Consider the following 24,424-nt stretch of genomic DNA (forward strand, 5'->3'; position numbering starts at 1 on the left):
ACAATCAAAGGAGAATTATTCATTACCATGAATAACTTTCACGCTTTGGTCATTTAACTTCATACCTAAATCGTTCTGGGCGATATAAAGAATTCTTTCAGGATCTGACAACTCTTTAACCTGTAAAGACAAGCCGTCGTTAATACTTTGCTGCTGAGTGATTTGAGTTTCTGTCTGCTGCATTTCATGGTTGAGGGAATACATTGCAGCGTAGTTTGACAGGATAAGATAGGCTGCAAACACCACAGCTATTAAAGCCATAAAGTAAATCCCTTTTTCGCCTTTTGTTATACCGCCTTTAAAAACACGCTCTTTTACTTTTTTAGTCTGCCGGTCATGCTGCGGTGCGTAAGTCTCTTGCGCTCTTTTCTGAACTAATGGGCTCATTTACATTCCTCCTTAAATATTTTTTTCCGCAATCCTCAATTTAGCTGAATGGGCACGATTATTAGCTTCCAGTTCTTCCTCATTTGCCGTTACAGGCTTTCTGTTAATCAGTTTCAGTTCCGGTTCAAATTCTTCAGGTATAACAGGAAGTCCTTTTGGCAGGTCAGGGTAACTGCTTTTATTTTTAAATACTTGCTTACAGATCCGGTCTTCCAGCGAGTGGAAAGTAATGACAGCAATCCTGCCTCCTTGTCTCGTTAAGTTAATAGCGTCTTCAAGAGCTTGCTTAAAGACATTCAGCTCGTCATTAACAGCAATTCTGATTGCCTGGAATGTACGTTTAGCCGGGTGCCCTCCCTTTCTTCTTGCAGGTGCAGGAATCCCCTCTTTAATTACTTCTACAAGTTCAAAAGTAGATGTAATTGGAGATGTCTCCCGTTTTTTCTCAATCTTCCTGGCTATTTGCTTCGCAAACTTTTCTTCCCCATAGCGGGATAAAATCTGAGCCAGTGACTGAAAGCTCCACTCATTGACTACTTCATATGCTGTGAGCGATTTAGTCTGATCCATTCTCATATCAAGGGGGGCGTCAAACCGGTAGCTGAATCCTCTTTCGGGTTCATCAAACTGCGGAGATGAAACGCCCAAATCAAATACAAACCCATCCACACTCTCTATGTTTCTGTTCCCCAGCTCTTCTTTTAAGTATTGAAAATTGTTATGTACAAAATCAACCTGGGCTGAGTAAGGTTTCAACCGTTCTTTAGCATGTTCAATTGCCTTAATATCCTGATCGAAAGCAATCAGCTTTCCTTCTGAAGAAAGTTCGTGTAAAATTCTTTCGCTATGTCCGCCACCGCCCAATGTACAATCGACATATATACCATTTGGGATAACATTCAGCCCTTTTACTGTTTCTTCCTTTAAGACGGTATCGTGTTCAAACAACCAGCTTCTCCTCCTTTCCAGTTAAATATTTTAAAGTTCAAAATCTACAATGCCTTCAGCTATTTCAGCAAAAGATTCCTCAGACTCTGCAAAATAGTCTTCCCAAATCGCTTTACTCCAAATCTCTACGCGGTTTGAGACTCCTATAACCACACACTCTTTGTCCAAGGCAGCATAGCTTCGCAAAGTAGATGCAATATTCACTCTTCCCTGTTTATCTAATTCACATTCTGCAGCCCCTGAAAAGAAAAATCTTGTAAAGGCACGCGCATCCTTTTTGGTGAAAGGAAGTGTTTTTAATTTCTGTTCTAATTGCTGCCATTCTTTTTCAGGGTAAACAAATAAGCATTTGTCCATTCCTCTTGTTACTACGAAAGTGGATCCCAGTCCGTCACGGAATTTTGCTGGAATGATCATCCGGCCTTTGTCATCAATATTATGATGATATTCTCCCATGAACATCCGGATCCACCTCCTCCCCACTTTATAACACTAATTTACCACATCCCCCCACTTTTAACCACTTAGTTTTCAAAAAAAATATTAAAAAAAACACTACGGTTTTCACCATAGTGCTTTATAAATAGACATAAATATGGCTGGCAGAACATATACTTTCTTTCTTCTCCATTAAGCCCGCTACAGTCCTGTCAACAAGGTCAGGACCATACCTGTTCAGAAAAGGAAAGATATTTAAATGACGCTCCTGCCACTTACCATGAGGCCGTACCTCTGCCTCTATCTTATCAAAACGTAACAAATGGGCGTTATTTTGAGATAACATCAATTGATTGATTTTTCTCTCATAATCTTTTAATTCATCAATCATTTTACTTTCAAAATGGTTACTGATTGCAGAAACATTCTTTCCGATCGGGCTGAGCCTGCCCCGTATGTTATCCGCCAACTCTTTTAACTCTTGTTCTGCCTCTTCAAACACTTTACTTTCATTCACTTTTTTTTGCCTGGACAGAAATTCACTTTGAAAGTCAGTTAATCCGTTCAGAGTGACCGTTTTCACATCTACCTCATATTTTTGAAGGTTTTTCTCTGTAGTACGGGATAAATAGGTCAAGTGATAACGCGGAAAGACGACAGGCATTTTCCTGTCAAATGAGTGAAATACTTTTTTCAGGACACCCCAGTATTTTAATTCTCCAGGCCCAGCTATGAAAGAATGGACCGGGAGAAGAAATTCCTGCATAAGAGGACGGGTAACTACATTATTGCTCAATTGGATTCTCCCGTCCTCCACTTGATAAAGAAAATCATCCTCTGACCATATACGGTCCCCATGTTTCTCTTTAAACCCTTCTTCTGTCCGTTCCAGTAAAAAGCGCTGCCGCCCTTCATGATAAAAAAGGTGCGCATTATTTTCATCAGTTTCTATCGGTTCACCATAAGCGTTTGCTTTCATTTCATCTGCCTGTTCTAAAAAAGCCCGCTGAATGGACGTATTATTTCGTACCATAGAGGTAAAGAAAGGGCGTTCAATTTCCCGTATTGCAGGGTCTGCCGCATCCATGAGAACGAGGTCTGTGTCTTTAAAGAGGCGATGGAGCACCCTGGCACACCATTCAGTATAGGTTAATTTTCCGGATAACTCCTCCATTAAAGTGTCATAAATCCCCCTTGTAAATGGTGTTTCTTCCAAATACTGAAAAGCTTCTTGCAGTTCGGATTTGGCATTTTCAATGTTCACATTTCTTTCGGACATCGGCTGTTTTATATCATTTCTTTCAGGTATTCTCACTTTTCTGACATGTGCATTTTCACTAAAATAAGTATGGTTAACCTCATCAATATCATGATCTTCACCTGCGATCCAGAACAGCGGAACGACAGGAGCAGCAAGCTTTTCCTCTAATTTTTTCGATTCTACTAATATAGTAATAATTTTATTGACGGTATACAGCGGCCCTGTTAACAGTCCGGCCTGCTGCCCGCCCACCACTGTAACACTATTCTTATCCCTAAGGCGTTCTATTTGATGTAAGGCCCGTTCTGAGGGATGATATTTTCTGTTAAAGTTCATAAGCGCTTCAACCAGCTCTTCACGGGGAAAAGCTCTGTTTTTTAATTCTTCATAGCGGGAGACACAGTCCTTTGAGCCGAGACCGTAGTCATAAAAGGATAAAATCTGTTTATCTCCGTTTAAATAGTTATGTATATATGAATTTTCCTGGTAAGTGGTCTCAATTCTAAACTGCATATTTTTCAACCTCTCTGTAAGTGTAAAAGACGGATTTTCCCAATCCTTTCAGACACCCGTTAAAATTCTGTTTAATTATAACAGAAGACGCACTGCGTACCAATTAATTGACCTTAAGCAAGGATCCGGAAAATCATGCCATATATCACGAGGATAAAATAAAGAATGAAAAATACTACAAACTGAAAACGCCACACCCCTTTAAATAAGCGCCGCAATTTAATGTCCTCATAATTCTTCCAGTGTAAAACAGTAAATATAAGAGCTGTAAACAGAAAAAAAAGAACAATCATCCATCCTGTATGAATCCGCCATATTTCCAAAAATAAAAAATACACGGAAATGATGAACAGTAAAACGGTACTGTCTACAGCTATTTTAAAGGAGACCTGCTTATTCCTGGTGGTTTTTACAGAAACAAAATAAATGATATACAAACCTATCAGCGGAACGGTAACAAGTGTCGCAGCTAAAAAAGCTGTGAATTCAATCATAGCTTTCCTCCAGTTCAATTTTTTTTAATTTTTCATGGATTTTAAAGGTATGTTCACAGCTTATACCTTTTTCACGGCCCAGATTTAATAAGTAACCTGTAATGGCGTCTAATTCGGTTTCTTTTTTAGCGAGCCTGTCCGCAAGCATGGAAGAAGTATTTTCAGCTGTTTGCCTGATCACATTCTCAACAAACTTCCACTCGTTTTTTTCAAGATCCAGCACTTCTGCAGCTTCATTAAAAATCTTTTCAGCCAGATCTTTTAACTTACTATTTGAAAGGATTTCTCCATTTTTCACCTGATACAACGCAGTCAGAGGATTAACAACAGCGTTCACCAGCAATTTCTTTTTCATAACAACTTCTATTTCAGAGATCCATTTAACAGGGAAAGATTTATCGTCCGTTAATAAAGGTTTCAGGCTTTTTTCCAGGAATCCTTCTCCTCCAACTATAATCTGCCCTCTTCCGGTATGCCGGACTTCCGTATCCGACTTTTTCAACGCCCCATGAGTGACAACGCCTGATAACAATGGATGTTCGAGGTGAGCGCTGGCTTTTTCAATATGGCCCATCCCATTTTGCAAAAATAACAGCGGTATATGCCTGGGAATCTTCTCTTTAGCCCACTTTAGAAAAAAATCAATTTGAGTCTGTTTTAATGTCACTATAATTAAGTCTTCCTGGCCCACTTTAAATTCACTGGCCGCTTCAGCTGCCGCCTCAGATTTAAGAAGAAGGCCTGTACTGTGGCACGATAGTCCTTCTGAAGCAATATGGCAGGCCTGTCTGTCTGTTCTTGTGACGATCTTTACAAAGTGCCCCTGCTTATTTAAATAAACGGCCGTCAGAAGTCCAATCGCTCCGCCGCCAATAATTGTTATGTTCATCCCTATCACCCTCAGAGTCTATCATTGAGATTATTTTAGCATAAACGTTAAACAGCAGGCATTGTTTTTAAAAGAATACGTTTTCATTTTCTTTTTTTTTCAATTATAATAACCTATAGAACATTCAATAACTTTTGAATGGTAATAAAAAGAAGAAGCTATTTTAAAACGTCGGAGGGGATTATGATGGATTTACATGAAGTTGTCAGGTTAAAAGTAAATTTTAAAACACTTGAAGAATTCGAGAATTTCAGAGAGTACGGGCAGCAGGAACTCTCCATGAAAGAAGACCTGGAAGAAAATATTGTTGAAAACGACAGCGAATCACCCTTCTATGGTGTTTATTTCGGAAATAAGCTCGTAGGCCGGATGAGTCTGTATCAGATTGACAAAAAATTCGACCGGTATTTCGAACCTCCCCAGGATTACCTTGAGTTATGGAAACTTGAAGTGCTGCCGGGATATCAGGGAAAAGGAATCGGAAATGCTTTGGTAAACTTCGCGAAAAGTCATGGTGTACCTGTTAAAACTAATGCCAGACAGCGTTCTGATGACTTTTGGATCAAACAAGGCTTTGAAGCGTTAACTTACCAGACTGACAGAGACCGTGGAGAAAATCCGTATGTCTGGCTGCCTGAAGGCGTCTCCGAGCAATTAGAAGAATAACTAATTAAAAATGGCTGAGTTGAATTTAGCTGAAGACAAGCCCCTGGGCAAGCGGCCACCTGGGGGACTGAAATCTCTTCCTTTCCATGGAAGAATAAAGAACATCCGAACAGAAATTTTGTTCGGATTTCTTTATGGTTCTTATTCTTTTGTTCCAGCCCCTTAATTATTTCCCCTCTTTCTATTCCCTGATTGGTAACAACTCAGATAAACACTTTTATAAAGTCCGGGACTCATTGTCTTTTTTAGTCGCACGCTGCACTGCATGAATCATTAACTGATATTCTTCCTTTATTTCAGAATAGGCTTCTTTTAAATTGTTAAGTTCTTTTTTCAACAGGTCGTTTTCTTTTTTCAGCTCCTGTAAAAATAATTCTTCGCTATGACCTTTCCCCTCAGCTTTTTCTTTTTCCCTTTCAAGAAACCCAATCATCTGATCAAACCATTTTAATTTTTCGTTTCTTTGAGTCAGGCCATTTGTCAAAGTGGCTGTTTGTTTACTCTCATTGGGAATGAATGGTTTTTGGTTTCTCACTAAATTTCTTTTGGATTCTTTCCTTGCTTTTTTAGCCAGCTGGATAGCTGAATCGTATTTTTTTCTGACTGAGGAATTCCACCTGAATCCGCAGGCAGCCGAAGTACGCGATAATTTGTCTGCGACCTCCTCAAATGCAGCCAACTGTGTTCCGCCTTCACGAATATGCCTTAAAACCGTTTCCGCCAGCAGGAGATCTTCATCCTGGTTCCATGCATCCTGTCTAATCAAGACATTAAATCCTCCTTTCTATTACCTCCTTAATTCATGTTATATGTATGCTTTTAGTAGAAAAGATAGACGTATAAAAAAGAGCAGCTTATAAAGCTGCCCTTAACGATGTTTATTATTAAATTGCTCAACTGCCTTGTGGTGTGCTTCTCCTTCCCAGAGGCCGGCACACCTTTCGATTTCCTGGTTAATTAATTCAAATAATTTCTTCTGCTCCTCTTCAGGAAGCAGATTTTTCTTATAAGCACGAACGACGTCCGGGGATTTAACCCACTCCATGCACCATTGGCGGACGTCCTTTTCGTCATTTACTATTTGATGGACAAATCCTAAGTCATTTAATTCCTGTACTGAATAAACTTTCGCTGTGGCGAGCATTTTTAAGGCGGCATGGTAACCGATTCTTCTTTTTAGCAAGGAAGCTCCGCCCCAGCCGGTCGTTATGGCCAGGTTCCCCTGGATAAAGCCTGCTTTCGCGGAAGCGTTTCCAAGAGTGAAATCGGTTGAACTGGCTAATTCTGCCCCACCCCCTACTGCCGGTCCGTTTAAGTACGAGACAGTTACTGCATCTAAGGAAACGATTTTTTTTAATACGCCGCTCATCGGTATAAGCATTTTTTTAGCTTCTTCAGATGTTCGCAGACTGTGAAATTCTTCAAGGTCCCCTCCGCTGCAAAAGGCTTTTCCTTCTCCCTGAATCCATAATACGGTTAGATCTTTATCTTTGTCTATTTCCTCTAAGAACCCGTTCAGTTTATGTATCATTTCAAAATTAACAGCATTCTTACGTGCAGGACGATTTAATATGATTCTGGCTGTATTTTTATCTAAATATTCCATCATGACTGCCATTATAACTGCTCCCTTCTATTTAGAATTGTTCATAAGGTGTTATATGAAAAAACAGGAAGGGAGTCCCTTCCTGTTTAAACTCTTATTTACTTGCAACATCTCGTCCTTTATAAGAACCACACGCTTTACATACGCGGTGTGAAAGCTTCATTTCTCCACATTCAGGACATTCTGTCATTCCAGGCACACGCAATTTGATATGCGTACGGCGCTGTCTTTTTTTAGTCTTACTTGTTCTTCTAAATGGTACTGCCATGAGTCCCACCTCCTTGATGATCATCAATATCTGCTAATCCATCCGGTTAGCTATTCTTGTCAAAAAACTTTTCCAGCTCTTTCAGCCGGGGATCAACCTTTTCTTTTTGCGGCTCATCCTTGGTCGTTAATTCCCAACCATTTCCGGATTCCGGAGCAGGTCCTTCTTTTTTGTCGCTGAAGACCCTCATTGGTTTTTCAAGCAAAATGCGCTCTTGAACATAAGGCATCAAATCGACCGTGTTATCCTTCAATTCATGAACGTCTTCATCTTCCTCGAAGGTGGCCCATTCATCCAGCAGAAATATTTCAGTGGCTTGCATGGAAAAAGGGTACTCTACATCATTTAATGTACGAGCACACGGTAAGGTCATAGAACCGCTGATATCCAGTTGGAATGTAACTGAATCATTGGCTATAAACGTCTCACCTTTCACTCTTACTGGAGTGATGTCACGAATTTCCCGGTCTATTTCTTTAACTTTACTTGCATCGACCGATTCGTCAATTTGCAGCCCTTTTTGTTTGAAGGCTAGCAATTGCTGTACCGACCATTTCATTTCTATTCACCTCAAGACAACAAATGTTATTATATCTTTCAAAAAAACGTTTGTCAAGATAATTCCTTTACATTTCAATTCGTAAAAATAATTTCAGTCAGGTATTAAAAACACCTGTTAACCCGTTCATACTGACCGTATTATTCATTTAACAGGGTATCTCTACCATACCATAAAATTATTTCAATGCAAAAGATGAAAACCTATGCATAATATGTTACTTTTTTCTTAATAACTATTCGCGGAGAGTAGGTGCAGTAAGTGAATGTTTTAGGGCTGATCGTTGAATATAACCCTTTTCATAATGGCCACTTTTATCACTTGGAACAGTCAGTAAGAAAAACAAAAGCGGATATTACCGTGGCTGTCATGAGCGGAGATTTTTTACAGCGCGGAGAGCCTGCGTTAGTAAGTAAATGGAACAGGACAAGAATGGCGTTAAGAGGGGGAGTAGATTTAGTTGTTGAACTCCCTTATATTTACGCGGCTCAAAAAGCTGAGATTTTTGCTGACGGGGCAGTTTCCATATTGGACCAGCTTTCAGTTACAGATGTTTGCTTCGGAAGTGAAAGCGGTGAGATAGAGGATTTCATTCAGGCTGTGAAATGGGAAGAACTAAATAAGAATAAACTCGACATTGAAATACAAAAACAATTAAAGTCAGGGAAAAGCTATCCAAGAGCGTTCTCAGACGCTTTTAAAGCTATGAAAAACAGTGAAACGATTCTTGATTTAAAACAGCCAAATAACATTTTAGGGTTCCATTACATAAAATCAATTATAAACAACCATCCGTCCATCCGTATGCATACAATAAAAAGAACCGGAGCTCATTACCACGACCAGGAAATCAGGCACAGTCGGATTGCAAGCGCTACAGCTCTTAGAAAAGAGCTTCTCTTAAACAGGTCTTCACCAGGGCAAATTTCTGAATTTATCCCTCCCGGCACCTTGGAAGAATTAACACAGTACTCAGCTGAAAACCGCAGCCTCCATTCATGGGATAATTATTATTCCTTTCTCCAGCACAAGATCATGTCAGACACCGAGGATGAACTGCGGCAGATTTATGAATGCGAGGAAGGGTTGGAATACCGGCTTAAAAAGTGTATAGTTCATAGCTCCTCATTCGAAGATTTTATAAGCCGGCTTAAAACGAAACGGTATACCAGGACAAGGCTTCAGCGGCTTCTCGTTCATATATATTTAAATTCTACAAAGAGTTTTATGAAGGAGGCCCTCAGCCAACCGTTACCCCCGTATGTCAGGGTCCTTGGAATGTCCCAAAACGGACGCTCGCTGCTCTCCCAAATTAAAAAGACTCTAAGTGTACCGCTCATTACTAAAGCGAGCCAGAGTGAAGACCCAGTCTTAAGTAAGGATATCCTTGCCAGCAGACTGCATGGCATGGTGCATCATCCATTTCGCAATTCGTTCATGGACGAATACAAGGCAGTACCTGTCCAGTATGACAGAGGTCTTAATAAGTTCACCACATGAATCATATAAGTTCTTATTAAAATTTAAAAAACCTGCAAGGAATGGTACAAGTTCCTGCAGGTTTTTTAGAAAGCAGTTAGCTTTTTTGTCTGATCCTGTTAAAGAGATTCAAGATAATTGAGCGCATCTTCAAAGTGAGAGACTGGAACAATTTCCATATCTGTCCCTAATTGTTCCGCCGCTTCTACAGCCAATTGATAATTCGTTCCTTCCATTCCTTCTTCATCAGGCGCAAAAAAGACATCAGCTCCAGCTTCATGCGAGGCATATACTTTCTGTTTAATGCCACCGATCCTGCCGACGTTTCCGTCTTCATCAATTGCCCCGCTTCCCGCAATTTCCAAACCGTGAGTAATATCTTCCTCAAGCAGCTGATTGTATATTTCAAGTGTAAACATAAGCCCGGCTGAAGGTCCGCCGATCTGATCTGTATCAATTAACACCTCAGGGTTCTTTATTAATTCTCTGTCAGTTACAGGATTAGCAATCCCAATCCCTCCCCTTTCACCTTCAGGATCCATTTCTTCAGGAAAAGACTGGACTTCTATCGTTACAGTATCTGTTTCTTCCTCACGTTCATAGGTGATAGGGACCTCATCACCAATTTCGTACTCTCCCAAAATATCAAAAAGAGTATTTACTTCCAGCACTTCTTCTCCATCAATAGCCACGATCTTGTCGCCGACTTCCAGTTTACCTTCTGCATCCATATCCGGAATAATAGAAGTAACCAGCACGCCGTAGTTCTCAAAATAGGCTTCTTCTCCTGCATAATTGTAAGCCACCAGGACTGCCAGCTCCTGTGATCCGCTCATCATCATCATTTGTCTGTGATGGTACTGTTCATCTGTTTCACCCTCAGGGCGAATCTGTTCTTCCGGTATTAATTCTCTTCTGTCGCTGAATAACGACCATGTATAGTTAACTATATTGGCTTTACCCATACGAATAGTCGTCAGCATAAAAGTACCCTCGTATTCGTTTCCATTTTCAACCTCTATAACTTCTGTCAGTACTTTTGCTTCTCCAGGTACAGTGAAGTAATAAGGCAATTGAATAAAGTTAACAGCTATAAGAATTGCAAATAATACAACCCATTTCACCCAAGATTTATTATTCCGGTGTTGTCTGTCATCCATTTCCAGGTTCCCTCCACTTGTCAATTATTTGTTTAATAAGAGGAAGCGCTTTTTCAGCAGCTTTTTCCCCCTGATCAATAATTTCTTTCGCATTAGTAAATTGGGTTGCATTGTAATGCGATAAAATAGGACGAATCATAATATCTGCCTGGTTTTCACGGTAGATCATCATTTCCTTTTCCATAATATCCATACTTTGAATAATAACATCGTAAATAGAAGTAATTTCAGGTTCAGTATTAAAATAAGAGACGTCTACCGCTATCTTAATGTCTGCTCCCAGGCCTTCCAGCACTGACACTGGAACACGGTCAATAACTCCTCCGTCTACATACAAGCGGTTATTAATCTTTTCAGGGACCAGAATACCAGGAATAGCAATACTTGCCCTTACTGCATCTGCTATGTCTCCCTTTGTAAAAACTTTTTTTTCTCCGCTTAACAGATCAGTTGCAACCACTTGAACTTTAGGAGATAAGTCTTCCAGGTTTTTATTGTTTACCAGTATACGAATAACTTCCTTTGCTTTATCACCCTTTATAAAGCCCATTTTTGGAACAGTAAAGTCCAATATATACTTTCTGCGGAAATGTAAAGCAAGTTTTTCCATAGTACCGGGAGAATATCCGCTTCCATACAGGACACCTGCAAGGGCTCCCATACTGCTTCCGGAAATATAATCAACGTTAATTCCAGCATCACTAAGAACTTTGAGAACCCCTATATGGGCATATCCTCTAGAACCCCCGGAGCCTAATGCTAATCCTATCTTCGGCTTTCCCACCCCATCCAACCCCTTTTACATAATCGTTATAATTACAGGTCTAAAATCAGCTGTCTGAAAATATTTATTTAAGGACAAGTCATGATTAATTATTCCCTTATCAAGGACCCTGTTTCGTCCACCTTCTTTATACAGCTTATTTTAAAGGAGCCTGTTCATGTCCCGTATTCAATTAATTAAAACATTTTTATACGGAATTAGTGCGACATTCTTAGCTGGATGTTTCATGGTCTTTCCAAAGGAAGCTTATGAAGCTTCGGTCCGAGGAATGACTGTCTGGTGGGAAGTAGTCTTTCCTTCCTTGCTGCCTTTTTTTATTTTATCCGAGTTCCTCATCCGGTTTGGGGTCGTTTCTTTCTTAGGCACCTTGTTTGAGCCGTTAATGAGGCCTTTGTTTCGAGTTCCCGGATCAGGAGGATTTGTATGGGCCATGGGCTTGGCCTCCGGCTTTCCTTCAGGAGCCAAGTTAACAGCCCGTCTGAGACAGGAAGGCCATGTAACACAAATAGAAGGGGAAAGGCTTGCCTCTTTCACGAATGCCTCCAACCCATTATTTATATTCGGTGCGATAGCTGTTGGTTTTTTTCAAAATGCTTCAATCGGATTGCTTCTTGCTGCTGCCCACTACGGAGGAAACCTCTTTGTAGGGCTCGTCATGCGGTTCCACGGCCGCAGTCATGAACAATCAAAGCCTGTTCCTGCACGGTCTGTTTCTTTTACAGCAGCTCTTCGAAAAATGCATAATGACCGGCTCAATCAACAAGAACCATTAGGAAAAATGATGGGCGATGCCATAAATTCCTCGATTCACACCTTATTAATGATTGGGGGATTTATGATTTTTTTCTCGGTCTTAAATCAAATTTTGGAAATCATACGTTTTTCAGATATGGTCAGTGTGGTTATTTCCATATTTCTTGTCGGAATGCACATGCCTGACGCCCTCAGTCCCGGTATTATAGCAGGCCTTTTTGAAATAACTCTTGGAAGCCAGCGTATAAGCGGAGTCTCTGAAGCCACTTTATTACAGCAGGCAGTGATCACAAGTTTTATACTTGCTTTCAACGGATTCAGCGTCCAGGCTCAGGTAGCCAGTATTTTGTCTTCAACAGATATCCGCTTCATGCCCTTTTTTATTGCAAGGTGCATCCATGCTGCCGTTTCAGCTGTCCTGGCTTTTGTTCTGTTCACTCCTTTATACACGGACAGAATCAGTGAAGCTTCTCTCCCCGTAAACAGTGAGGTGGTAACTGATTATACATTCCAGTTTATTTTCATTACGATCTATGACTGGCTTATTCTGTACGGAAGTCTGGTAACCTTGATCAGTCTTTTGTTCTGGTTCTGTTACAATTTAAAAAAAGATTAGGTTCTTTCCGAGAACTTTTTTCTTAATGCTCTCTCTACCGGAGGGGAGACTAAGTCATTTACAGGTGCTCCGTACTTTGCTACTTCTTTTACAATACTGGAACTTAAATAAGAAAACTGGTTGTTAGTCATCATAAAGAACGTCTCTACGTTTTCATCAAGCTTCCTGTTAATAGAAGCCATCTGCAGTTCATACTCAAAGTCCGAAACTGCCCGGAGCCCTTTTATAATAGCGTTTGCGTTTTTTTCTTTTACATAATCGATAAGAAGTCCGTTAAAACTGTCCACTTCCACATTTTCAAGAGAGGCAGTAGATTCTTTAAGCAGTTCAATGCGTTCTTCGATTGTAAATAACGGATTTTTATGCTGATTGTTTAATACTGATACGATGATGCGGTCAAATACCTTTGCTCCACGTGTAATTATATCAAGATGACCCAAAGTTACCGGATCAAAGCTTCCCGGAATAATAGCTGTACGGCTCATTCAGATTCCTCCTTGCGAGTTGATAGATATATAGTTATAACTGTATCTCCATATGTTTCTTCTCTGTGTTTGCTGAAATTACAAAACGTACTTTCAAGAAGTATTTTTGAAGAATGTTCTGCCACGATAAATCCATCTTCCTGGAGTAACCCGTTTTCATCAATAAAAGCAAGCTCTTCATTCAATTTCTGTTTAGCGTACGGAGGATCCAGGAAAATAAATTGGAACTGGCTGCTTTTCTTTTTTAGTGCTTTTAAAGCCCTGTGGGCCTCAGTTCTAAAAACTTCAGCACTGGCTTCCAGTCCTGCAGCTTTTATGTTTGCATAAACTGTTTCCACGGCTTTTCGTTCACGGTCTACAAACACTGCCTTTTCCATCCCCCGGCTGATGGCCTCTATTCCCATTGCGCCGCTTCCGGCATATAAATCAAGCATCGTACCGCCTTCAAAATAAGGCCCTATCATATTAAATACAGCTTCTTTTACTTTATCAGAAGTAGGTCTGGTTGTTTTTCCCGGAACACTTTTCAGCACCAGCCCTTTGTTTTGGCCGCTAACTACTCTCATTAATTTTCACCTGTCTTTTCAAACGTCTTATCATAAGTATTTTAATCCTACCATAATCCATTATAAGTAAAAAATAAAACAAACTAATGTAATTTCTTTCTAAAACGTATAATCATAACCTATTCGACCATAATAAGAGTAGCAGCATGACATGCTGCGGACAACCGCGGAGAAGACTTACGTTTCCCCATAAGTTCTTCCTCCGGTTTCTCCTCTCCCATAGCCTTTGCAGACAAATTGCTGTCTGCTTTAGGGCAGCCTGTAGTTTCGCACATTAACTACAGGTTTTTTTTTGCCAAATGACCGTTTTAAGCAGGCTATTTCAATAATTTAGTGATCCTTGGCTTGAAATGAAGAGGCGTGTAAAACATTCTCCGGAGCCGCAAGAGAGCGTACCTTCAAAAACCTCATTTAGCTTACCAGAGCAAAAAGAAAGACCTCCAGGTATATTCCGGAGGTTAGATTCCCATTTTATAATCATCCTTCTTTTCCTTATCAGGAATAGAATTCTGATATTCTGTCTTAATCCAAGGCCTCATGGACATGGAAACATCTTTAACAACATTTAAAGATCTTAATTTATTAATCGTTTCGTCCACTCGCTCTTCATCACAATATAAAATCACATATTTCATCTTTTTTGAAACATAATGGACATTACCGAATCTTTTCAGCTGTTTCACTTGTTTCAGTGAATAAATCCAAACGGCTAATCCTACACGGTTGGCTACCATACGTACGATATCTCCTTTACTGGATTATAGATATTAAACAGATCAGCCGCATCCGCAGCTTCCCCCTGAACCGCAGCCTCCGCTACATCCAGCCTGATCAAAAAACGGGTTCCCTGTCGGCACCTTAATTTCCTGGGAGACTGAATGGGCAAGAATCCGGCTTACTTCAGTAAGAAGGCTTTCCAGTTCCTTTTCTGCTGTTTTATATTCAGAAATAAGAGGGTGGGTGTCTATTTTACGTTTATATTCCCTGACTTCAGAAGTCACTTTATGAAAATCCGGGTGGTATTTTCCAAATCGCTGAACTTCTTCATACTTCTCTTTCAATCCTTGAAAATGGACAAGCATTTCCTGAGCCTCAGCGTTAGTCTGCACTTCCTTTTTTGTCTGGGTGTATTTATAGAAAATATCTGATGATATTATTAAGTCACTGAATTGTGATGTTTCCTGGAGTATATTAATATCTGTCATAGTTGTAACCATCTTTAGCACCTCCGTTGCCTAAGTATAACACGAAATAAACTCTCCTGCTAAACACAGAATAAAACAGGTGACAAGAGTTATGGCTCTTTCACCTGTTTCATCATTTCAATCATCATCATAGCCAGGTTCATGTTTCTTTGAATCTGTTCCACCCTTTGAGGAAATGTCTTTCCATAGTAAACGTTCGATTCTTTTATCATTTCCGGCAATTTTTCCGGCTCTCTTCCCAGCCTCCTGTACCACACAGGATGGGTTCTTAAATACTTATGAATTTGAGGGTTGGCTTTTACATAATCATAAACATCTGTTCTCAAACTGTTTCTCCTCCCTGCAGGTTAATTCCTAATCTTCCCTAAAGGAAAAGGGAGAATGATTGTCCGGACCGGAAGGCGGTGAAGGATTTTGCTGCTGTTTAAACTGCGAAATTAACTCCTGTATTGAGCCGACTACTGTGCTGAATTGCGAGAGATGATGCTGAATATCGTTTAAATTCATTTTCTTAAGCATATTAAGCACATCCATTTCACTTTCAGACGAATTTCCCTCAGGATTATCAGAGTCTTTCTCTTTTTCCGAGTCTTCTTTATTTTTGTAAGTACTCCATATTTCATCTTCTTCTCCAAATAACATCCATTCTTCGAACAAATCCTGCAGCTTCTTATCGCCGGATTTTACATCCCTTAATACATGCGGGTTTTCTCTAACAAACGTCTTAAATTTTTTCACGTCAGGGTGCAGACTTTGGCTCACATTGTCCACCTCTCTCCTAGAACATACTTTACTACATCATAATATGGTCAAAGAGAGATGTGCGCCTATTTTTAATATTTACTGGCTGCTTTTGTGCATTTCCTGTCTAGCGCGGAGTAATAAAGTTCTGAGTATAAAATGTCTGGTGAACTCCAACTCCTAAATGGGTAAAGTCATCATTTAATAAATTTACCCGGTGCCCCTCGCTGTTTAACCAGCCTTGGACTGCACCTATAGCATCCGTATACTGGGCTGCAATATTTTCTCCAGCTAAAGAATAGACCACTTCATTACTGTTGAGCCGGTCGCCTAATGAACCGGCTTCAGGCGACGTATGTGAAAAATATTCTTCTTCATACATTTCTTTACTATGGCCATAAGCTGTTTCAGCCGCTCCTTCGTGCCAGCTCAGTAATGGCTTATCATGTTGTTGGCGGATAGTATTGCTCAGATCCAGAATTTGTCTTGCCTGGCCGCTTTCCCATTCCTCTGCTTCTTCACCTTCCAGTGTATCCTTTTCCGGAAGACTTCCAGTATAAGTAAGGGAATATGGACGGTGCATCAGCAGCACGTCTTTTGTCAAATATCTTACCGATGAGAGTTCCTCTTCCACAGTGTCAAAATAAAGCTGGGCCCAAATATCATCTTCTACGTGGACAAGCGGTCTTGCGGAAAGCTCTTCTTCAGTTAATGTAAAAGTATACGAATTCAAACCTTCATCTATTGTTTGTTCAGAGTCAAAACTGTAGTTGGAGGCTACCTCGTCGTAGGTATCTCCAATTTCATTCTTATGCCTTTTTAATCCTTGACTATTAGTGAATACTGTTATGACTTCTTCAGAACCTGCTCCAAACTGGATATAGTTTTCTTCGCCGTGATAAATATACCAGTCATATCCGTAAGGAGTAGGGTCGATGCGGACAGGCTCACCGAATTCTTCGGTCAGATCCTCCACATCTCTGTTTATCCATTTGTAAAGAGCAATGTCAGATGTCTCTTGCACATTTATTTCGGTACTCATATCGTTTTCCATTATTTCATTGCTGTTTTCATTTTCTTCATTGGTTTCATTTTCTTCATCGGTCACGTTATCAATAGGTATGTTTTCTCCATCAAGAACGACAAAAACAATAAAGGCAGAAAAAATAACCAGAAAAGAAAATGCAGAATATAAAAATCTCATGTTTGTCGTCCTCCTGCCAGTACTTTGTAGCTCAATCTTATTCTTTCAATAGTAATAAATATATGTCATAGGGGCAAGGAGGACGCATTAGAAAAGGACGAACAATAATTTTTATCAGACAGGCGTGTTACTTTTAGTTTACCAATTATTAAATAGCCACTGCTTTTTGATTGAAGGACAGAAGGCGGCGACGCCCGAGGGATCAAGCGCAGTCTGAAGATCCAATTCAACGAAGCTCCAGGCTGAGTTAATTTTAGCTAATCCTGTAGAAAAAACGCACCCGCTAAATACTTTTTTACCGGTGAACGAAGGCGAGGACACCTGGAGGATAGGCGAAGTCTGAAAATCCACTTTCCCGAAGCAATCCTTCGGGAAAGTTAGTTGAAGACAAGCCCTCGGGTAAAGAAAACACAGCGAACTTCCACACGGATGTGGTGACTTCGGCGTTTTCACAGGACGTGAAGGGGGTTAGCCGAAGATCCTAATGACCTATGTTGCACTTATGCCTGTGGTATAAGCCTTCGCCAAGAGTGAACCTGCAGATTAAAAGGACAAGCCCCTGGGCAAGCGTCCGCCTGGCGGACTGAAATCACTGCAATTACTATTTATCAGAGTCAATTTTTTATTAAGTACAAAAGCGAAAAACCGAACAAAAATCGTAAGATTTGTTCGGCTTTCTTTATGATTACTATTCTTTTGTCCCAGCTTCAGGCACATCGTATTAATGGTGAAATTCTGGACGTTCTGAAATTTCACTGAGCGCTATAGCTGCTTCGTGCTCCGTAGACGTATGAACAGCTAAATCACCTAATGAAACAATGCCAATTAAATTACTGCCTTCAACAACAGGTAAGCGTCTAATTTGATTTTCAGCCATTAATTTAGCCGCTTCGTGAACGTCCATGTCAGCAGAGGCTGTAAAGAGATGTTCACTCATTATTTCCTGTACTGATGCTGAATCAGGCAGCTTTTCAGCAATTCCGCGTACGACGATATCACGGTCGGTAATCATTCCTAATAACTTTCTTTCTTCGCAAATAGGAATAGCGCCAACATGATCCTCTTTCATTTTTAAAGCAGCCTGATAAACATTGTCCATTGGTGAACACGTATCCACACTGTCGGTCATAATGTCTCTTAAAGTAGTCATACTATTCATCCTCCCTTCAAAATTTACATTTTTTATCCTTCCCTATCCAGAATAAAAATATTTATGAGTGTTTTAAATGACGTATCGTTGCAACAAAAGCAAATTCGTAATATCATAATAAAGAGTAACTAAAGAAGATTTTGAGGAGGTACCGGAATGAAATTTGAAGAAACAGGACTTGATGGAATTACTATTGAATTCCAGCCTTTAGAAGAAATTATGGAAGAAGCAGGTTTTCATTACCAATATGATTATGAACGTGTAACGTTCGACTATAAAATGGTGGACCAGGTTCATAATGATGTATACTATTTCCGTATTCCAGCTCATATTGAGGAAGGTGAAATCCCATCCCCTTACAGCACTGTAAAAATGATGAAGCCTTATGTCGGTAAACATTACTACCCGCACGGCGTTGAGTATGATGAGGAATTTCCTAAGCAGATTGTAGATAAATGCCAAAAGAAAATTGATTTAATTTTAGAAAAAGTGAAGGCTGAAGCTCTGTAAATTGTGTAATTTTACATAAGAGAATTTCACAAATATTTGCTTTCGATCCAGTCTGACCGGGTTTTAAAAGCCTGACGATTTGTCGAAAGCTTTTTTTTACACTTTTTAGGGAGAGGGGGATTCATTTGACACCACAGACTAAAAGAAAATATCTATACATAATCCTTGGGCTGATAGCAGCCGGCCTCTTCGTTTATTTTGTTCTTCCTGTTTCTCTGCCAATAATTCTGGCTTTAATAACTGCCTTGTTTCTGACACCGGCAGTAAAAGCGCTCGTTAACCGGGGGAAGCTGTCAAGAAACATCGCTGTTTTTATTGTGTTTATCGTTTTCCTGGTGGTGGTTGCATTAATCGGTTACTTTACTTTCACCCGCGCTTTAACGCAATTAAACCAGTTTGTAGAGAATCTTCCTTCTATTATTAACGAAATCAATATCGCCTGGATGAATGTACTGGATAATTTACGTTTGCAATTTGACCAGTATTCACAGGATATAGTTGATGATATAGACAGAGCAGTAACAACACAGCTTTTGAATATGAGAGATACGCTGCAGGGAATAAATATTATTGGTTATGTGACCGGGGTCCTTGTCAGAATCCCTTCATATATTGTTTCTTTCCTTGTTTACCTCATCGCGCTGTATCTGTTTTTGCTCGATTTGCCACGTTTAAGAACAAAGGTCTTCAGTTATATGTCAGAAGAAACAGCCGTAAAAGTAAGCTTTATGGCTTCAAGGCTTTCTTATGTTATTTTTGGATTTTTTAAAGCACAATTTCTTGTGAGTATTATCATTTTTATTGTGACTTTTATCGGCCTTCTCATTATTGCGCCTGAGGTAGCTTTAATCATGTCCATTTTCATATGGCTGATTGATTTCATTCCAATTATCGGTTCAATAGCTGTATTAGCTCCATGGGCAGGTTATTATTTGATTGCCGGCAATGCCGCTATGGCCATTCAGCTCCTTGTGCTTGCTGCTGTCTTACTGACCATACGGCGGACAGTAGAACCAAAAGTCATGGGGCATCACATCGGACTATCTCCACTAGCCACCCTGATTTCGTTATATATCGGGTTAATGCTTTTCGGAGCGATTGGATTTATACTTGGTCCTCTTGTGGTGATTTTGTTTTCCAGTGCCAAGGAAGCCGGAATAATAAAAATGAATTTCAAAATTTAAAATTCTTTATGCACAAAAAAACAGACCTTCTCCCCGTATGGAAAGGTCTGTTTTTTATTTAAATTATCATCCTAAAATAGCACGAAACAAATGAGTGGTTTCACCTGGATCGAAAATAATATACAGGAGGAGATAGACAGCAATCCCCGTAGTAGCTGATATAAACCAGATTATAGATGTGGTCGCCCCTAACTTCCGGTGCAGCTTCAAATTATTTTTGTATCCAGTCACAAGCTGAATAATCCCTAACACAGCAGCTATAGTAGCCATAGTGATATGGAAAAGCAAAAAAATCTGATAATAAGTTTCTACTTCTTCAGGCCCTCCAAAGCTTGTACTTCCTATAAAAAAAGTTTTAGATAAATAGGTCGCAAAAAACACGACGGCAAGTACCGCTGCCCAGAACATCACTTTCCTGTGTGCCTCTATGTTTCTTTTTGCAATATAATACCAGCCGACAGCCACAAAGATAGCACTTAGCGCAATAAAAACTGTACTTATAAAAGGTAAAAACGTTGCCATAACTTTCCCCTCTTTCTCTGTTCCCTCAACTCATTACATTAAATTATTTTACCATATTTATTCAACCGTAGTACAAAGAATTGAAAACCCGATTAAAAAAGTGCCCCCAAAGAAATGGAGGCACTTTCCAACTAATATTTCACTTCCCCTATAAGGAACATTAACGCCCCGACAGTTAGAGCTGCCACAAATAAGCCTGACCAGATCATAACATTGATCCATCCTGTTCCCTTCTCATTCATATGCATGAAAAAGTAAAGCTGTAAAACAACCTGAACACCTGCCAACATAAGAATAAAAGGAATAGCAAACCCATTTGGCACAGCATCACTGCCTATTGAAATAAACGCCATGGAGGTAATGAATATCATCAGAATAAAAGATATGAGCTGTGTGCGTGTTTCATTTTTAAGTTTTCGCTCTGTATTTTTCGAAGGTGCCCCTTGTAAAGGTGCGCTTGGATCTTGATGGGAACTCATTTGATCAGCCTCCTATTCCTAGTAAATACACTACAGTAAAGATAAACACCCAAACGACATCAATAAAGTGCCAGTATAATACTGCAGTATTAAATTTAGGTGCATTAGTCAATGTTAGACCAGTGTTCCTGTAACGGATTAACAGAACGGTTATCCACGCCACACCGAATGCCACGTGAGCACCGTGTGTTCCTACAAGTGTATAAAAAGAAGAAGCAAAAGCACTCGTGGTGAATCCGAGCCCGGCATGATAATACTCATAGAATTCGTAAATTTCAAACCCAAGGAAAGCAATACCAAGTGCAACGGTCGCCCACATCCACATAAGCAAGCCTTTATAGTTGCCCCGTTTCATGTTTATTACCGCAAACACACTGGTTAAACTGCTTGTTAATAAGATCATTGTCATAATGAACACTAAATCCAGATGGAACAAGTCGGCCGGCCCTGGACCGTCTACCACTCCGCCGCGCAGACCGAGGTATGTTCCAAATAAGCTACCGAATAAAACTGTTTCGCCCCCAAGAAAGAACCAGAAGCCTAAATATTTATTACGGCCATCTAAAGTCGCCTTCTCCGGATTCGGAGGAAGGGTCTGCTTTTCTACTGCTTGATGATCAGCCATTATTTGCCCTCCTCCTTATCTCGTTTAATATCTTCTACAGGTATATGATACCCGTGATCTTCTTTTACGGAACGTACAAACATCGCACCGAAAGTAATAATAAATCCGCCAATAATTAACGGGAGGATGTGGTAAATAAATCCGAAACTCGCAACAATTAGTCCAGCTGAAATTGTGACAGGAAGTATTGTCGCATTAGGCATATGAATCTCACCTAAAGGTTCTGCCGCTTTAATTTTTCCGTCACCTTCATGTTTTTCATACCAGTAAGGATCAAGATCGCGGACTAATGGCGTCTGAGCAAAGTTATACTCCGGTACAGGCGTAGGCACTGTCCACTCGAGTGTACGACCATCCCATGGATCCTGAACATTATCACGGTTCTTCGTTGATGCAAAGATTGCAATCAGGAAAATGATAAATGCTATAGACATAAGGAAAGCCCCAAGTGTACTTATAAAGTTCATGGCATCCAGCCCCTGTCCAGGTAAGAAAGAAGCTACCCGGCGCGGCATTCCCATAAGTCCCAGGAAGTGCTGTACAAAGAATGTCATATGGAAGCCGATAAGGAATAACCAGAAGAACCACTTACCTAGCGTTTCACTTAGCCTGTAACCAAACATTTTCGGCCACCAGTAAAATGCAGCGGCAAATATACCTAGCACCACTCCGCCTATTATAACGTAGTGGAAGTGAGCTACTACGAAATACGTGTCGTGGAACTGATAGTTAGCTGCACTTGTTGCAAGCATAACCCCAGTAACCCCGCCCATCACGAAAGATGGAAGAAAGCCTAACGCAAACAGGTTAGCTGTTGTAAACTGAATTCGTCCTCCCCACAAGGTAAGAAGCCAGTTAAATATTTTAATACCTGTCGGCACGGCAATAGCCATTGTCGCAACTGCGAAAATCGCGTTAGCTACCGGCCCCATACCGACTGTAAACATGTGGTGAGCCCACACCATAAATCCTAGGAAACCGATAATCAGTGTGGCAAAAACCATCGCTGAATAACCGAATAGGCGTTTCTTTGCAAAAGTTGGTATGACTTCAGAGAAAATACCAAAGGCCGGCAGAATTAAGATATAAACTTCCGGATGTCCGAAAATCCAGAATAAATGCTGCCATATAATAACGTTTCCGCCAAAGTCAACAGCAAAATACGTTGCCCCGAACAATCTTTCGAGCATTAAAAGCAATAAACCGATTGTTAAAGCAGGAAAAGCGAATAGAATCAGCATGGAAGCAACAAAAGAGCTCCATGTAAATAGGGGCATTCTCATCATACTCATGCCAGGAGCACGCATGTTAATAATGGTTACCAGGAAGTTAATCCCGCCAATCAGTGTCCCCAAACCACTGACCTGTAAACCTAGCACGTAATAATCAAGTCCCTGTCCCGGCGAATTACTGGATAATGGCACGTAAGCCGTCCACCCGGCATCCGGAGCACCACCTGTAAATAAACTTACATAAAGTAATAATCCGCCAAAAAAGAACAGCCAGAAACCAAGCGCATTTAAAAACGGAAAAGCGACATCACGCGCGCCGATTTGCAACGGTATGATAAAGTTCATAAAACCAAATAGCAGAGGCATGGCAGCCAGAAATATCATCGTTGTACCATGCAGTGTTAATAACTCATTAAATGTCTGGGCTTGCACAATAGCCAAATCAGGAAACATCAGCTGAATACGCATGAGTACAGCTTCTATACCGCCTAAGGCAAAGAAGAATGCGCCGCCGGCAAGATATAAAATACCGACCTTTTTATGATCCACAGTAGTCAGCCAGTCCCAGACAACATTTTTAGACTGAGCCTTCGCATAAGACACGTTGTTTTACCCCCTTGTATAACCTATTCTTCTAGTATTTTTAAGCTGTCTAGATATTCAAGTAGTGCATCCATTTCTTCAGCATTTATAGCATCTTCATTAAAGCTCGGCATCTCATTGCCTGGCTTAAGATCCTCTGTGTCCCTGAGCCACGCTTCAAGGTTATCCATATCATAATCGAGATACCCCGCTATAACTTCCCTCTCGCCGAAGTTTGTTAAATCAGGCCCTAAATTACCGCCTTCATCTCCAACAGCGTGACAGCTGATACAGCTTTCTTCAAAAACACCGCGGCCATCCACCGCTACTTCGCCTTCAGGCTCAGCCAAATGTGCCGGCGGCTCTGCCATATTTGTTGCCCACGTATCAAAAGTATCAGGATCAACTGCAATCACTTTAAAGTCCATTAACCAGTGAGACGGGCCGCAAAGCTCTGTACACTTACCCATGTAAACGCCTTCCTCAGGAGCTTCCAGCCACATTTCATTCGTAATACCAGGTACGTTATCCTGTTTCCCGGCTAATGCAGGCACCCAGAAAGAATGCTGCACATCTGTAGAATGTAATTCAATCAAAATCCGGGTATCCGTCGGGATATACATATCCTGTCCGGCAACTACGTCGAGATCCGGATATTCAAATTCCCACCAGAATTGATGAGCTGTTACCTCAATCCTTACATGGTCTATTTCTTCACCATCTTCCTCGCCGCCATCTACACTCATATCAGCTAAAGTAAACGTATCCATAACATTCGGGATAGCGAGCATAAGCAACAGGAGGATAGGAATTGTCGTCCAAATAATTTCCAGTGTACGGTTACCGTGTACTTGCTTTGGAATATGTGTGTCTCCCGGTCTTTCACGGAACCGGATGATAACAAAAATGTAAATCGCAAATACGACAACCAAAACAAAAATCATAATATACAAGCTGAGCTGGATTAAAGAATACTGCATTTCCGCCACCGGTCCACGAGGATCAAGGGCAGATAAATTTTCAACACCGCATCCAGACAACAGCAAGATGAAAGATATTGGAAGAAGACGCCATATATACTTCATCTCGTCACAAACCCCTCTTTCTGTCCATAATTT

General features: G+C 40.5%; 30 protein-coding genes. 5 read left to right on the plus strand and 25 right to left on the minus strand.

What is annotated here, in order from left to right; translation table 11 throughout:
- Positions 1–15 precede the first annotated feature (15 nt).
- From ftsL to K8O68_RS20205, 6 genes are all read right to left on the minus strand, one after another.
- Positions 16–387 (minus strand): cell division protein FtsL, encoded by a 372-nt coding sequence (gene ftsL / locus K8O68_RS20180; protein WP_230898548.1) that lies wholly within the window; start codon positions 385–387, stop codon positions 16–18.
- A 12-nt stretch (positions 388–399) separates the two neighbouring features.
- Positions 400–1,335, minus strand: coding sequence for a 16S rRNA (cytosine(1402)-N(4))-methyltransferase RsmH (rsmH, locus tag K8O68_RS20185; RefSeq protein ID WP_230898549.1), 936 nt, complete (start codon positions 1,333–1,335; stop codon positions 400–402).
- 30 nt (positions 1,336–1,365) lie between these two features.
- The gene (gene mraZ, locus K8O68_RS20190; RefSeq protein ID WP_230898550.1) at positions 1,366–1,797 is read right to left on the minus strand and encodes a division/cell wall cluster transcriptional repressor MraZ; all 432 of its coding nucleotides are present in this window, start codon (positions 1,795–1,797) and stop codon (positions 1,366–1,368) included.
- A 115-nt stretch (positions 1,798–1,912) separates the two neighbouring features.
- Complete coding sequence (bshC, locus tag K8O68_RS20195; protein WP_230898551.1) at positions 1,913–3,547, minus strand: bacillithiol biosynthesis cysteine-adding enzyme BshC; 1,635 nt, start codon at positions 3,545–3,547, stop codon at positions 1,913–1,915.
- Between the two features lie 113 nt (positions 3,548–3,660).
- Positions 3,661–4,041 carry a DUF3397 domain-containing protein gene (locus K8O68_RS20200; protein ID WP_230898552.1) on the minus strand — a complete coding sequence of 127 codons (381 nt, stop codon included), beginning with the start codon at positions 4,039–4,041 and terminating at the stop codon, positions 3,661–3,663.
- A complete protein-coding gene (locus tag K8O68_RS20205) occupies positions 4,034–4,930 on the minus strand; it encodes a 2-dehydropantoate 2-reductase (protein ID WP_230898553.1) in 897 nt (298 codons plus the stop codon). Before K8O68_RS20205 ends, K8O68_RS20200 begins: the two co-directional genes overlap by 8 nt.
- Positions 4,931–5,116: 186 nt before the next feature.
- Here K8O68_RS20205 and K8O68_RS20210 point away from each other — a divergent pair, with 186 nt between their 5' ends.
- On the plus strand, positions 5,117–5,596 hold the full coding sequence (locus K8O68_RS20210) for an N-acetyltransferase (protein ID WP_093047696.1): 480 nt from the start codon (positions 5,117–5,119) through the stop codon (positions 5,594–5,596).
- Between the two features lie 217 nt (positions 5,597–5,813).
- Here the strand turns inward: K8O68_RS20210 and K8O68_RS20215 are convergent, their stop codons facing one another.
- The 4 genes from K8O68_RS20215 to K8O68_RS20230 all read right to left on the minus strand — a co-directional run bounded on the left by K8O68_RS20215 (position 5,814) and on the right by K8O68_RS20230 (position 8,029).
- A complete protein-coding gene (locus K8O68_RS20215; protein ID WP_230898554.1) occupies positions 5,814–6,362 on the minus strand; it encodes an RsfA family transcriptional regulator in 549 nt (182 codons plus the stop codon).
- 102 nt (positions 6,363–6,464) lie between these two features.
- Positions 6,465–7,214, minus strand: a complete 750-nt coding sequence (locus K8O68_RS20220) for an enoyl-CoA hydratase/isomerase family protein (RefSeq protein WP_230898555.1) — start codon at positions 7,212–7,214, stop codon at positions 6,465–6,467.
- 82 nt (positions 7,215–7,296) lie between these two features.
- Entirely contained in the window at positions 7,297–7,470 is a 174-nt protein-coding gene (gene rpmF, locus K8O68_RS20225; protein WP_230898556.1) for a 50S ribosomal protein L32, read from the minus strand.
- Between the two features lie 46 nt (positions 7,471–7,516).
- Entirely contained in the window at positions 7,517–8,029 is a 513-nt protein-coding gene (locus K8O68_RS20230) for a YceD family protein (RefSeq protein ID WP_230898557.1), read from the minus strand.
- Between the two features lie 261 nt (positions 8,030–8,290).
- Here K8O68_RS20230 and K8O68_RS20235 point away from each other — a divergent pair, with 261 nt between their 5' ends.
- Positions 8,291–9,529: a nucleotidyltransferase gene (locus K8O68_RS20235; protein WP_230898558.1), complete on the plus strand. Its 1,239-nt coding sequence runs from the start codon at positions 8,291–8,293 to the stop codon at positions 9,527–9,529.
- A 98-nt stretch (positions 9,530–9,627) separates the two neighbouring features.
- Here K8O68_RS20235 and K8O68_RS20240 read toward each other — a convergent pair whose 3' ends face one another.
- Together K8O68_RS20240 and K8O68_RS20245 are read right to left on the minus strand one after the other, a co-directional pair.
- Positions 9,628–10,668 (minus strand): SepM family pheromone-processing serine protease, encoded by a 1,041-nt coding sequence (locus K8O68_RS20240; protein WP_230898559.1) that lies wholly within the window; start codon positions 10,666–10,668, stop codon positions 9,628–9,630.
- Entirely contained in the window at positions 10,661–11,452 is a 792-nt protein-coding gene (locus K8O68_RS20245; protein WP_230898560.1) for a patatin-like phospholipase family protein, read from the minus strand. Before K8O68_RS20245 ends, K8O68_RS20240 begins: the two co-directional genes overlap by 8 nt.
- A gap of 157 nt (positions 11,453–11,609) precedes the next feature.
- Between K8O68_RS20245 and ylbJ the strand changes: the two genes are divergently transcribed.
- Positions 11,610–12,821 carry a sporulation integral membrane protein YlbJ gene (gene ylbJ, locus K8O68_RS20250; protein WP_230898561.1) on the plus strand — a complete coding sequence of 404 codons (1,212 nt, stop codon included), beginning with the start codon at positions 11,610–11,612 and terminating at the stop codon, positions 12,819–12,821.
- Here ylbJ and coaD read toward each other — a convergent pair.
- The 8 genes from coaD to K8O68_RS20290 all read right to left on the minus strand — a co-directional run bounded on the left by coaD (position 12,818) and on the right by K8O68_RS20290 (position 18,172).
- Positions 12,818–13,306 (minus strand): pantetheine-phosphate adenylyltransferase, encoded by a 489-nt coding sequence (coaD, locus tag K8O68_RS20255; protein ID WP_230898562.1) that lies wholly within the window; start codon positions 13,304–13,306, stop codon positions 12,818–12,820. The two genes, ylbJ and coaD, sit on opposite strands and share 4 nt — an antisense overlap.
- Positions 13,303–13,872 carry a 16S rRNA (guanine(966)-N(2))-methyltransferase RsmD gene (gene rsmD, locus K8O68_RS20260; RefSeq protein ID WP_230898563.1) on the minus strand — a complete coding sequence of 190 codons (570 nt, stop codon included), beginning with the start codon at positions 13,870–13,872 and terminating at the stop codon, positions 13,303–13,305. The genes coaD and rsmD overlap by 4 nt, the downstream gene beginning before the upstream one ends.
- A gap of 458 nt (positions 13,873–14,330) precedes the next feature.
- Positions 14,331–14,606 (minus strand): YlbG family protein, encoded by a 276-nt coding sequence (locus tag K8O68_RS20265; RefSeq protein WP_230898564.1) that lies wholly within the window; start codon positions 14,604–14,606, stop codon positions 14,331–14,333.
- A gap of 42 nt (positions 14,607–14,648) precedes the next feature.
- Positions 14,649–15,089: a YlbF/YmcA family competence regulator gene (locus tag K8O68_RS20270; RefSeq protein ID WP_230898565.1), complete on the minus strand. Its 441-nt coding sequence runs from the start codon at positions 15,087–15,089 to the stop codon at positions 14,649–14,651.
- 77 nt (positions 15,090–15,166) lie between these two features.
- Positions 15,167–15,403, minus strand: a complete 237-nt coding sequence (locus K8O68_RS20275) for a YlbE-like family protein (protein ID WP_230898566.1) — start codon at positions 15,401–15,403, stop codon at positions 15,167–15,169.
- Positions 15,404–15,431: 28 nt separating this feature from the next.
- Positions 15,432–15,839, minus strand: coding sequence for a YlbD family protein (locus K8O68_RS20280; RefSeq protein ID WP_230898567.1), 408 nt, complete (start codon positions 15,837–15,839; stop codon positions 15,432–15,434).
- A gap of 106 nt (positions 15,840–15,945) precedes the next feature.
- Positions 15,946–17,022, minus strand: a complete 1,077-nt coding sequence (locus K8O68_RS20285) for a CAP domain-containing protein (protein ID WP_230898568.1) — start codon at positions 17,020–17,022, stop codon at positions 15,946–15,948.
- Positions 17,023–17,743: 721 nt separating this feature from the next.
- Positions 17,744–18,172, minus strand: coding sequence for a CBS domain-containing protein (locus K8O68_RS20290; protein WP_230898569.1), 429 nt, complete (start codon positions 18,170–18,172; stop codon positions 17,744–17,746).
- A gap of 156 nt (positions 18,173–18,328) precedes the next feature.
- Here K8O68_RS20290 and K8O68_RS20295 point away from each other — a divergent pair, with 156 nt between their 5' ends.
- The gene (locus K8O68_RS20295) at positions 18,329–18,682 is read left to right on the plus strand and encodes a YugN family protein (RefSeq protein ID WP_230898570.1); all 354 of its coding nucleotides are present in this window, start codon (positions 18,329–18,331) and stop codon (positions 18,680–18,682) included.
- Between the two features lie 125 nt (positions 18,683–18,807).
- On the plus strand, positions 18,808–19,866 hold the full coding sequence (gene ytvI, locus K8O68_RS20300) for a sporulation integral membrane protein YtvI (protein WP_230898571.1): 1,059 nt from the start codon (positions 18,808–18,810) through the stop codon (positions 19,864–19,866).
- 66 nt (positions 19,867–19,932) lie between these two features.
- On the opposite strand, the gene K8O68_RS20305 is transcribed toward ytvI, so the two are convergent.
- From K8O68_RS20305 to coxB, 5 genes are all read right to left on the minus strand, one after another.
- The gene (locus tag K8O68_RS20305; RefSeq protein WP_230898572.1) at positions 19,933–20,388 is read right to left on the minus strand and encodes a DUF420 domain-containing protein; all 456 of its coding nucleotides are present in this window, start codon (positions 20,386–20,388) and stop codon (positions 19,933–19,935) included.
- Positions 20,389–20,519: 131 nt separating this feature from the next.
- Positions 20,520–20,867: a cytochrome C oxidase subunit IV family protein gene (locus K8O68_RS20310; protein ID WP_230898573.1), complete on the minus strand. Its 348-nt coding sequence runs from the start codon at positions 20,865–20,867 to the stop codon at positions 20,520–20,522.
- Between the two features lie 4 nt (positions 20,868–20,871).
- Positions 20,872–21,492 (minus strand): cytochrome (ubi)quinol oxidase subunit III, encoded by a 621-nt coding sequence (locus K8O68_RS20315; protein WP_230898574.1) that lies wholly within the window; start codon positions 21,490–21,492, stop codon positions 20,872–20,874.
- On the minus strand, positions 21,492–23,327 hold the full coding sequence (ctaD, locus tag K8O68_RS20320) for a cytochrome c oxidase subunit I (RefSeq protein WP_230898575.1): 1,836 nt from the start codon (positions 23,325–23,327) through the stop codon (positions 21,492–21,494). Before ctaD ends, K8O68_RS20315 begins: the two co-directional genes overlap by 1 nt.
- A gap of 23 nt (positions 23,328–23,350) precedes the next feature.
- Positions 23,351–24,391 carry a cytochrome c oxidase subunit II gene (gene coxB / locus K8O68_RS20325; RefSeq protein WP_230898576.1) on the minus strand — a complete coding sequence of 347 codons (1,041 nt, stop codon included), beginning with the start codon at positions 24,389–24,391 and terminating at the stop codon, positions 23,351–23,353.
- Between the last annotated feature and the right edge of the window lie 33 nt (positions 24,392–24,424).

Source organism: Salipaludibacillus sp. CUR1 (genome assembly GCF_021028955.1).
Taxonomy (GTDB): domain Bacteria; phylum Bacillota; class Bacilli; order Bacillales; family Salisediminibacteriaceae; genus Salipaludibacillus.

Excerpts from the sequence above, each read along its gene's own strand:
- K8O68_RS20305 (WP_230898572.1), bottom strand. The coding sequence starts at position 20,388 with ATGGCAACGTTTTTACCTTTTATAAGTACAGTTTTTATTGCGCTAAGT.
- coxB (WP_230898576.1), bottom strand. The coding sequence starts at position 24,391 with ATGAAGTATATATGGCGTCTTCTTCCAATATCTTTCATCTTGCTGTTG.
- K8O68_RS20210 (WP_093047696.1), top strand. The coding sequence starts at position 5,117 with ATGGATTTACATGAAGTTGTCAGGTTAAAAGTAAATTTTAAAACACTT.
- K8O68_RS20270 (WP_230898565.1), bottom strand. The coding sequence starts at position 15,089 with ATGGTTACAACTATGACAGATATTAATATACTCCAGGAAACATCACAA.
- K8O68_RS20295 (WP_230898570.1), top strand. The coding sequence starts at position 18,329 with ATGAAATTTGAAGAAACAGGACTTGATGGAATTACTATTGAATTCCAG.
- K8O68_RS20240 (WP_230898559.1), bottom strand. The coding sequence starts at position 10,668 with ATGGATGACAGACAACACCGGAATAATAAATCTTGGGTGAAATGGGTT.
- K8O68_RS20220 (WP_230898555.1), bottom strand. The coding sequence starts at position 7,214 with ATGGCAGTCATGATGGAATATTTAGATAAAAATACAGCCAGAATCATA.
- coaD (WP_230898562.1), bottom strand. The coding sequence starts at position 13,306 with ATGAGCCGTACAGCTATTATTCCGGGAAGCTTTGATCCGGTAACTTTG.
- rsmD (WP_230898563.1), bottom strand. The coding sequence starts at position 13,872 with ATGAGAGTAGTTAGCGGCCAAAACAAAGGGCTGGTGCTGAAAAGTGTT.
- K8O68_RS20290 (WP_230898569.1), bottom strand. The coding sequence starts at position 18,172 with ATGACTACTTTAAGAGACATTATGACCGACAGTGTGGATACGTGTTCA.
- K8O68_RS20310 (WP_230898573.1), bottom strand. The coding sequence starts at position 20,867 with ATGAGTTCCCATCAAGATCCAAGCGCACCTTTACAAGGGGCACCTTCG.
- K8O68_RS20285 (WP_230898568.1), bottom strand. The coding sequence starts at position 17,022 with ATGAGATTTTTATATTCTGCATTTTCTTTTCTGGTTATTTTTTCTGCC.
- K8O68_RS20205 (WP_230898553.1), bottom strand. The coding sequence starts at position 4,930 with ATGAACATAACAATTATTGGCGGCGGAGCGATTGGACTTCTGACGGCC.
- ftsL (WP_230898548.1), bottom strand. The coding sequence starts at position 387 with ATGAGCCCATTAGTTCAGAAAAGAGCGCAAGAGACTTACGCACCGCAG.
- bshC (WP_230898551.1), bottom strand. The coding sequence starts at position 3,547 with ATGCAGTTTAGAATTGAGACCACTTACCAGGAAAATTCATATATACAT.
- K8O68_RS20200 (WP_230898552.1), bottom strand. The coding sequence starts at position 4,041 with ATGATTGAATTCACAGCTTTTTTAGCTGCGACACTTGTTACCGTTCCG.
- rpmF (WP_230898556.1), bottom strand. The coding sequence starts at position 7,470 with ATGGCAGTACCATTTAGAAGAACAAGTAAGACTAAAAAAAGACAGCGC.
- K8O68_RS20315 (WP_230898574.1), bottom strand. The coding sequence starts at position 21,492 with ATGGCTGATCATCAAGCAGTAGAAAAGCAGACCCTTCCTCCGAATCCG.
- K8O68_RS20265 (WP_230898564.1), bottom strand. The coding sequence starts at position 14,606 with ATGGTAGCCAACCGTGTAGGATTAGCCGTTTGGATTTATTCACTGAAA.
- mraZ (WP_230898550.1), bottom strand. The coding sequence starts at position 1,797 with ATGTTCATGGGAGAATATCATCATAATATTGATGACAAAGGCCGGATG.
- ylbJ (WP_230898561.1), top strand. The coding sequence starts at position 11,610 with ATGTCCCGTATTCAATTAATTAAAACATTTTTATACGGAATTAGTGCG.
- K8O68_RS20230 (WP_230898557.1), bottom strand. The coding sequence starts at position 8,029 with ATGAAATGGTCGGTACAGCAATTGCTAGCCTTCAAACAAAAAGGGCTG.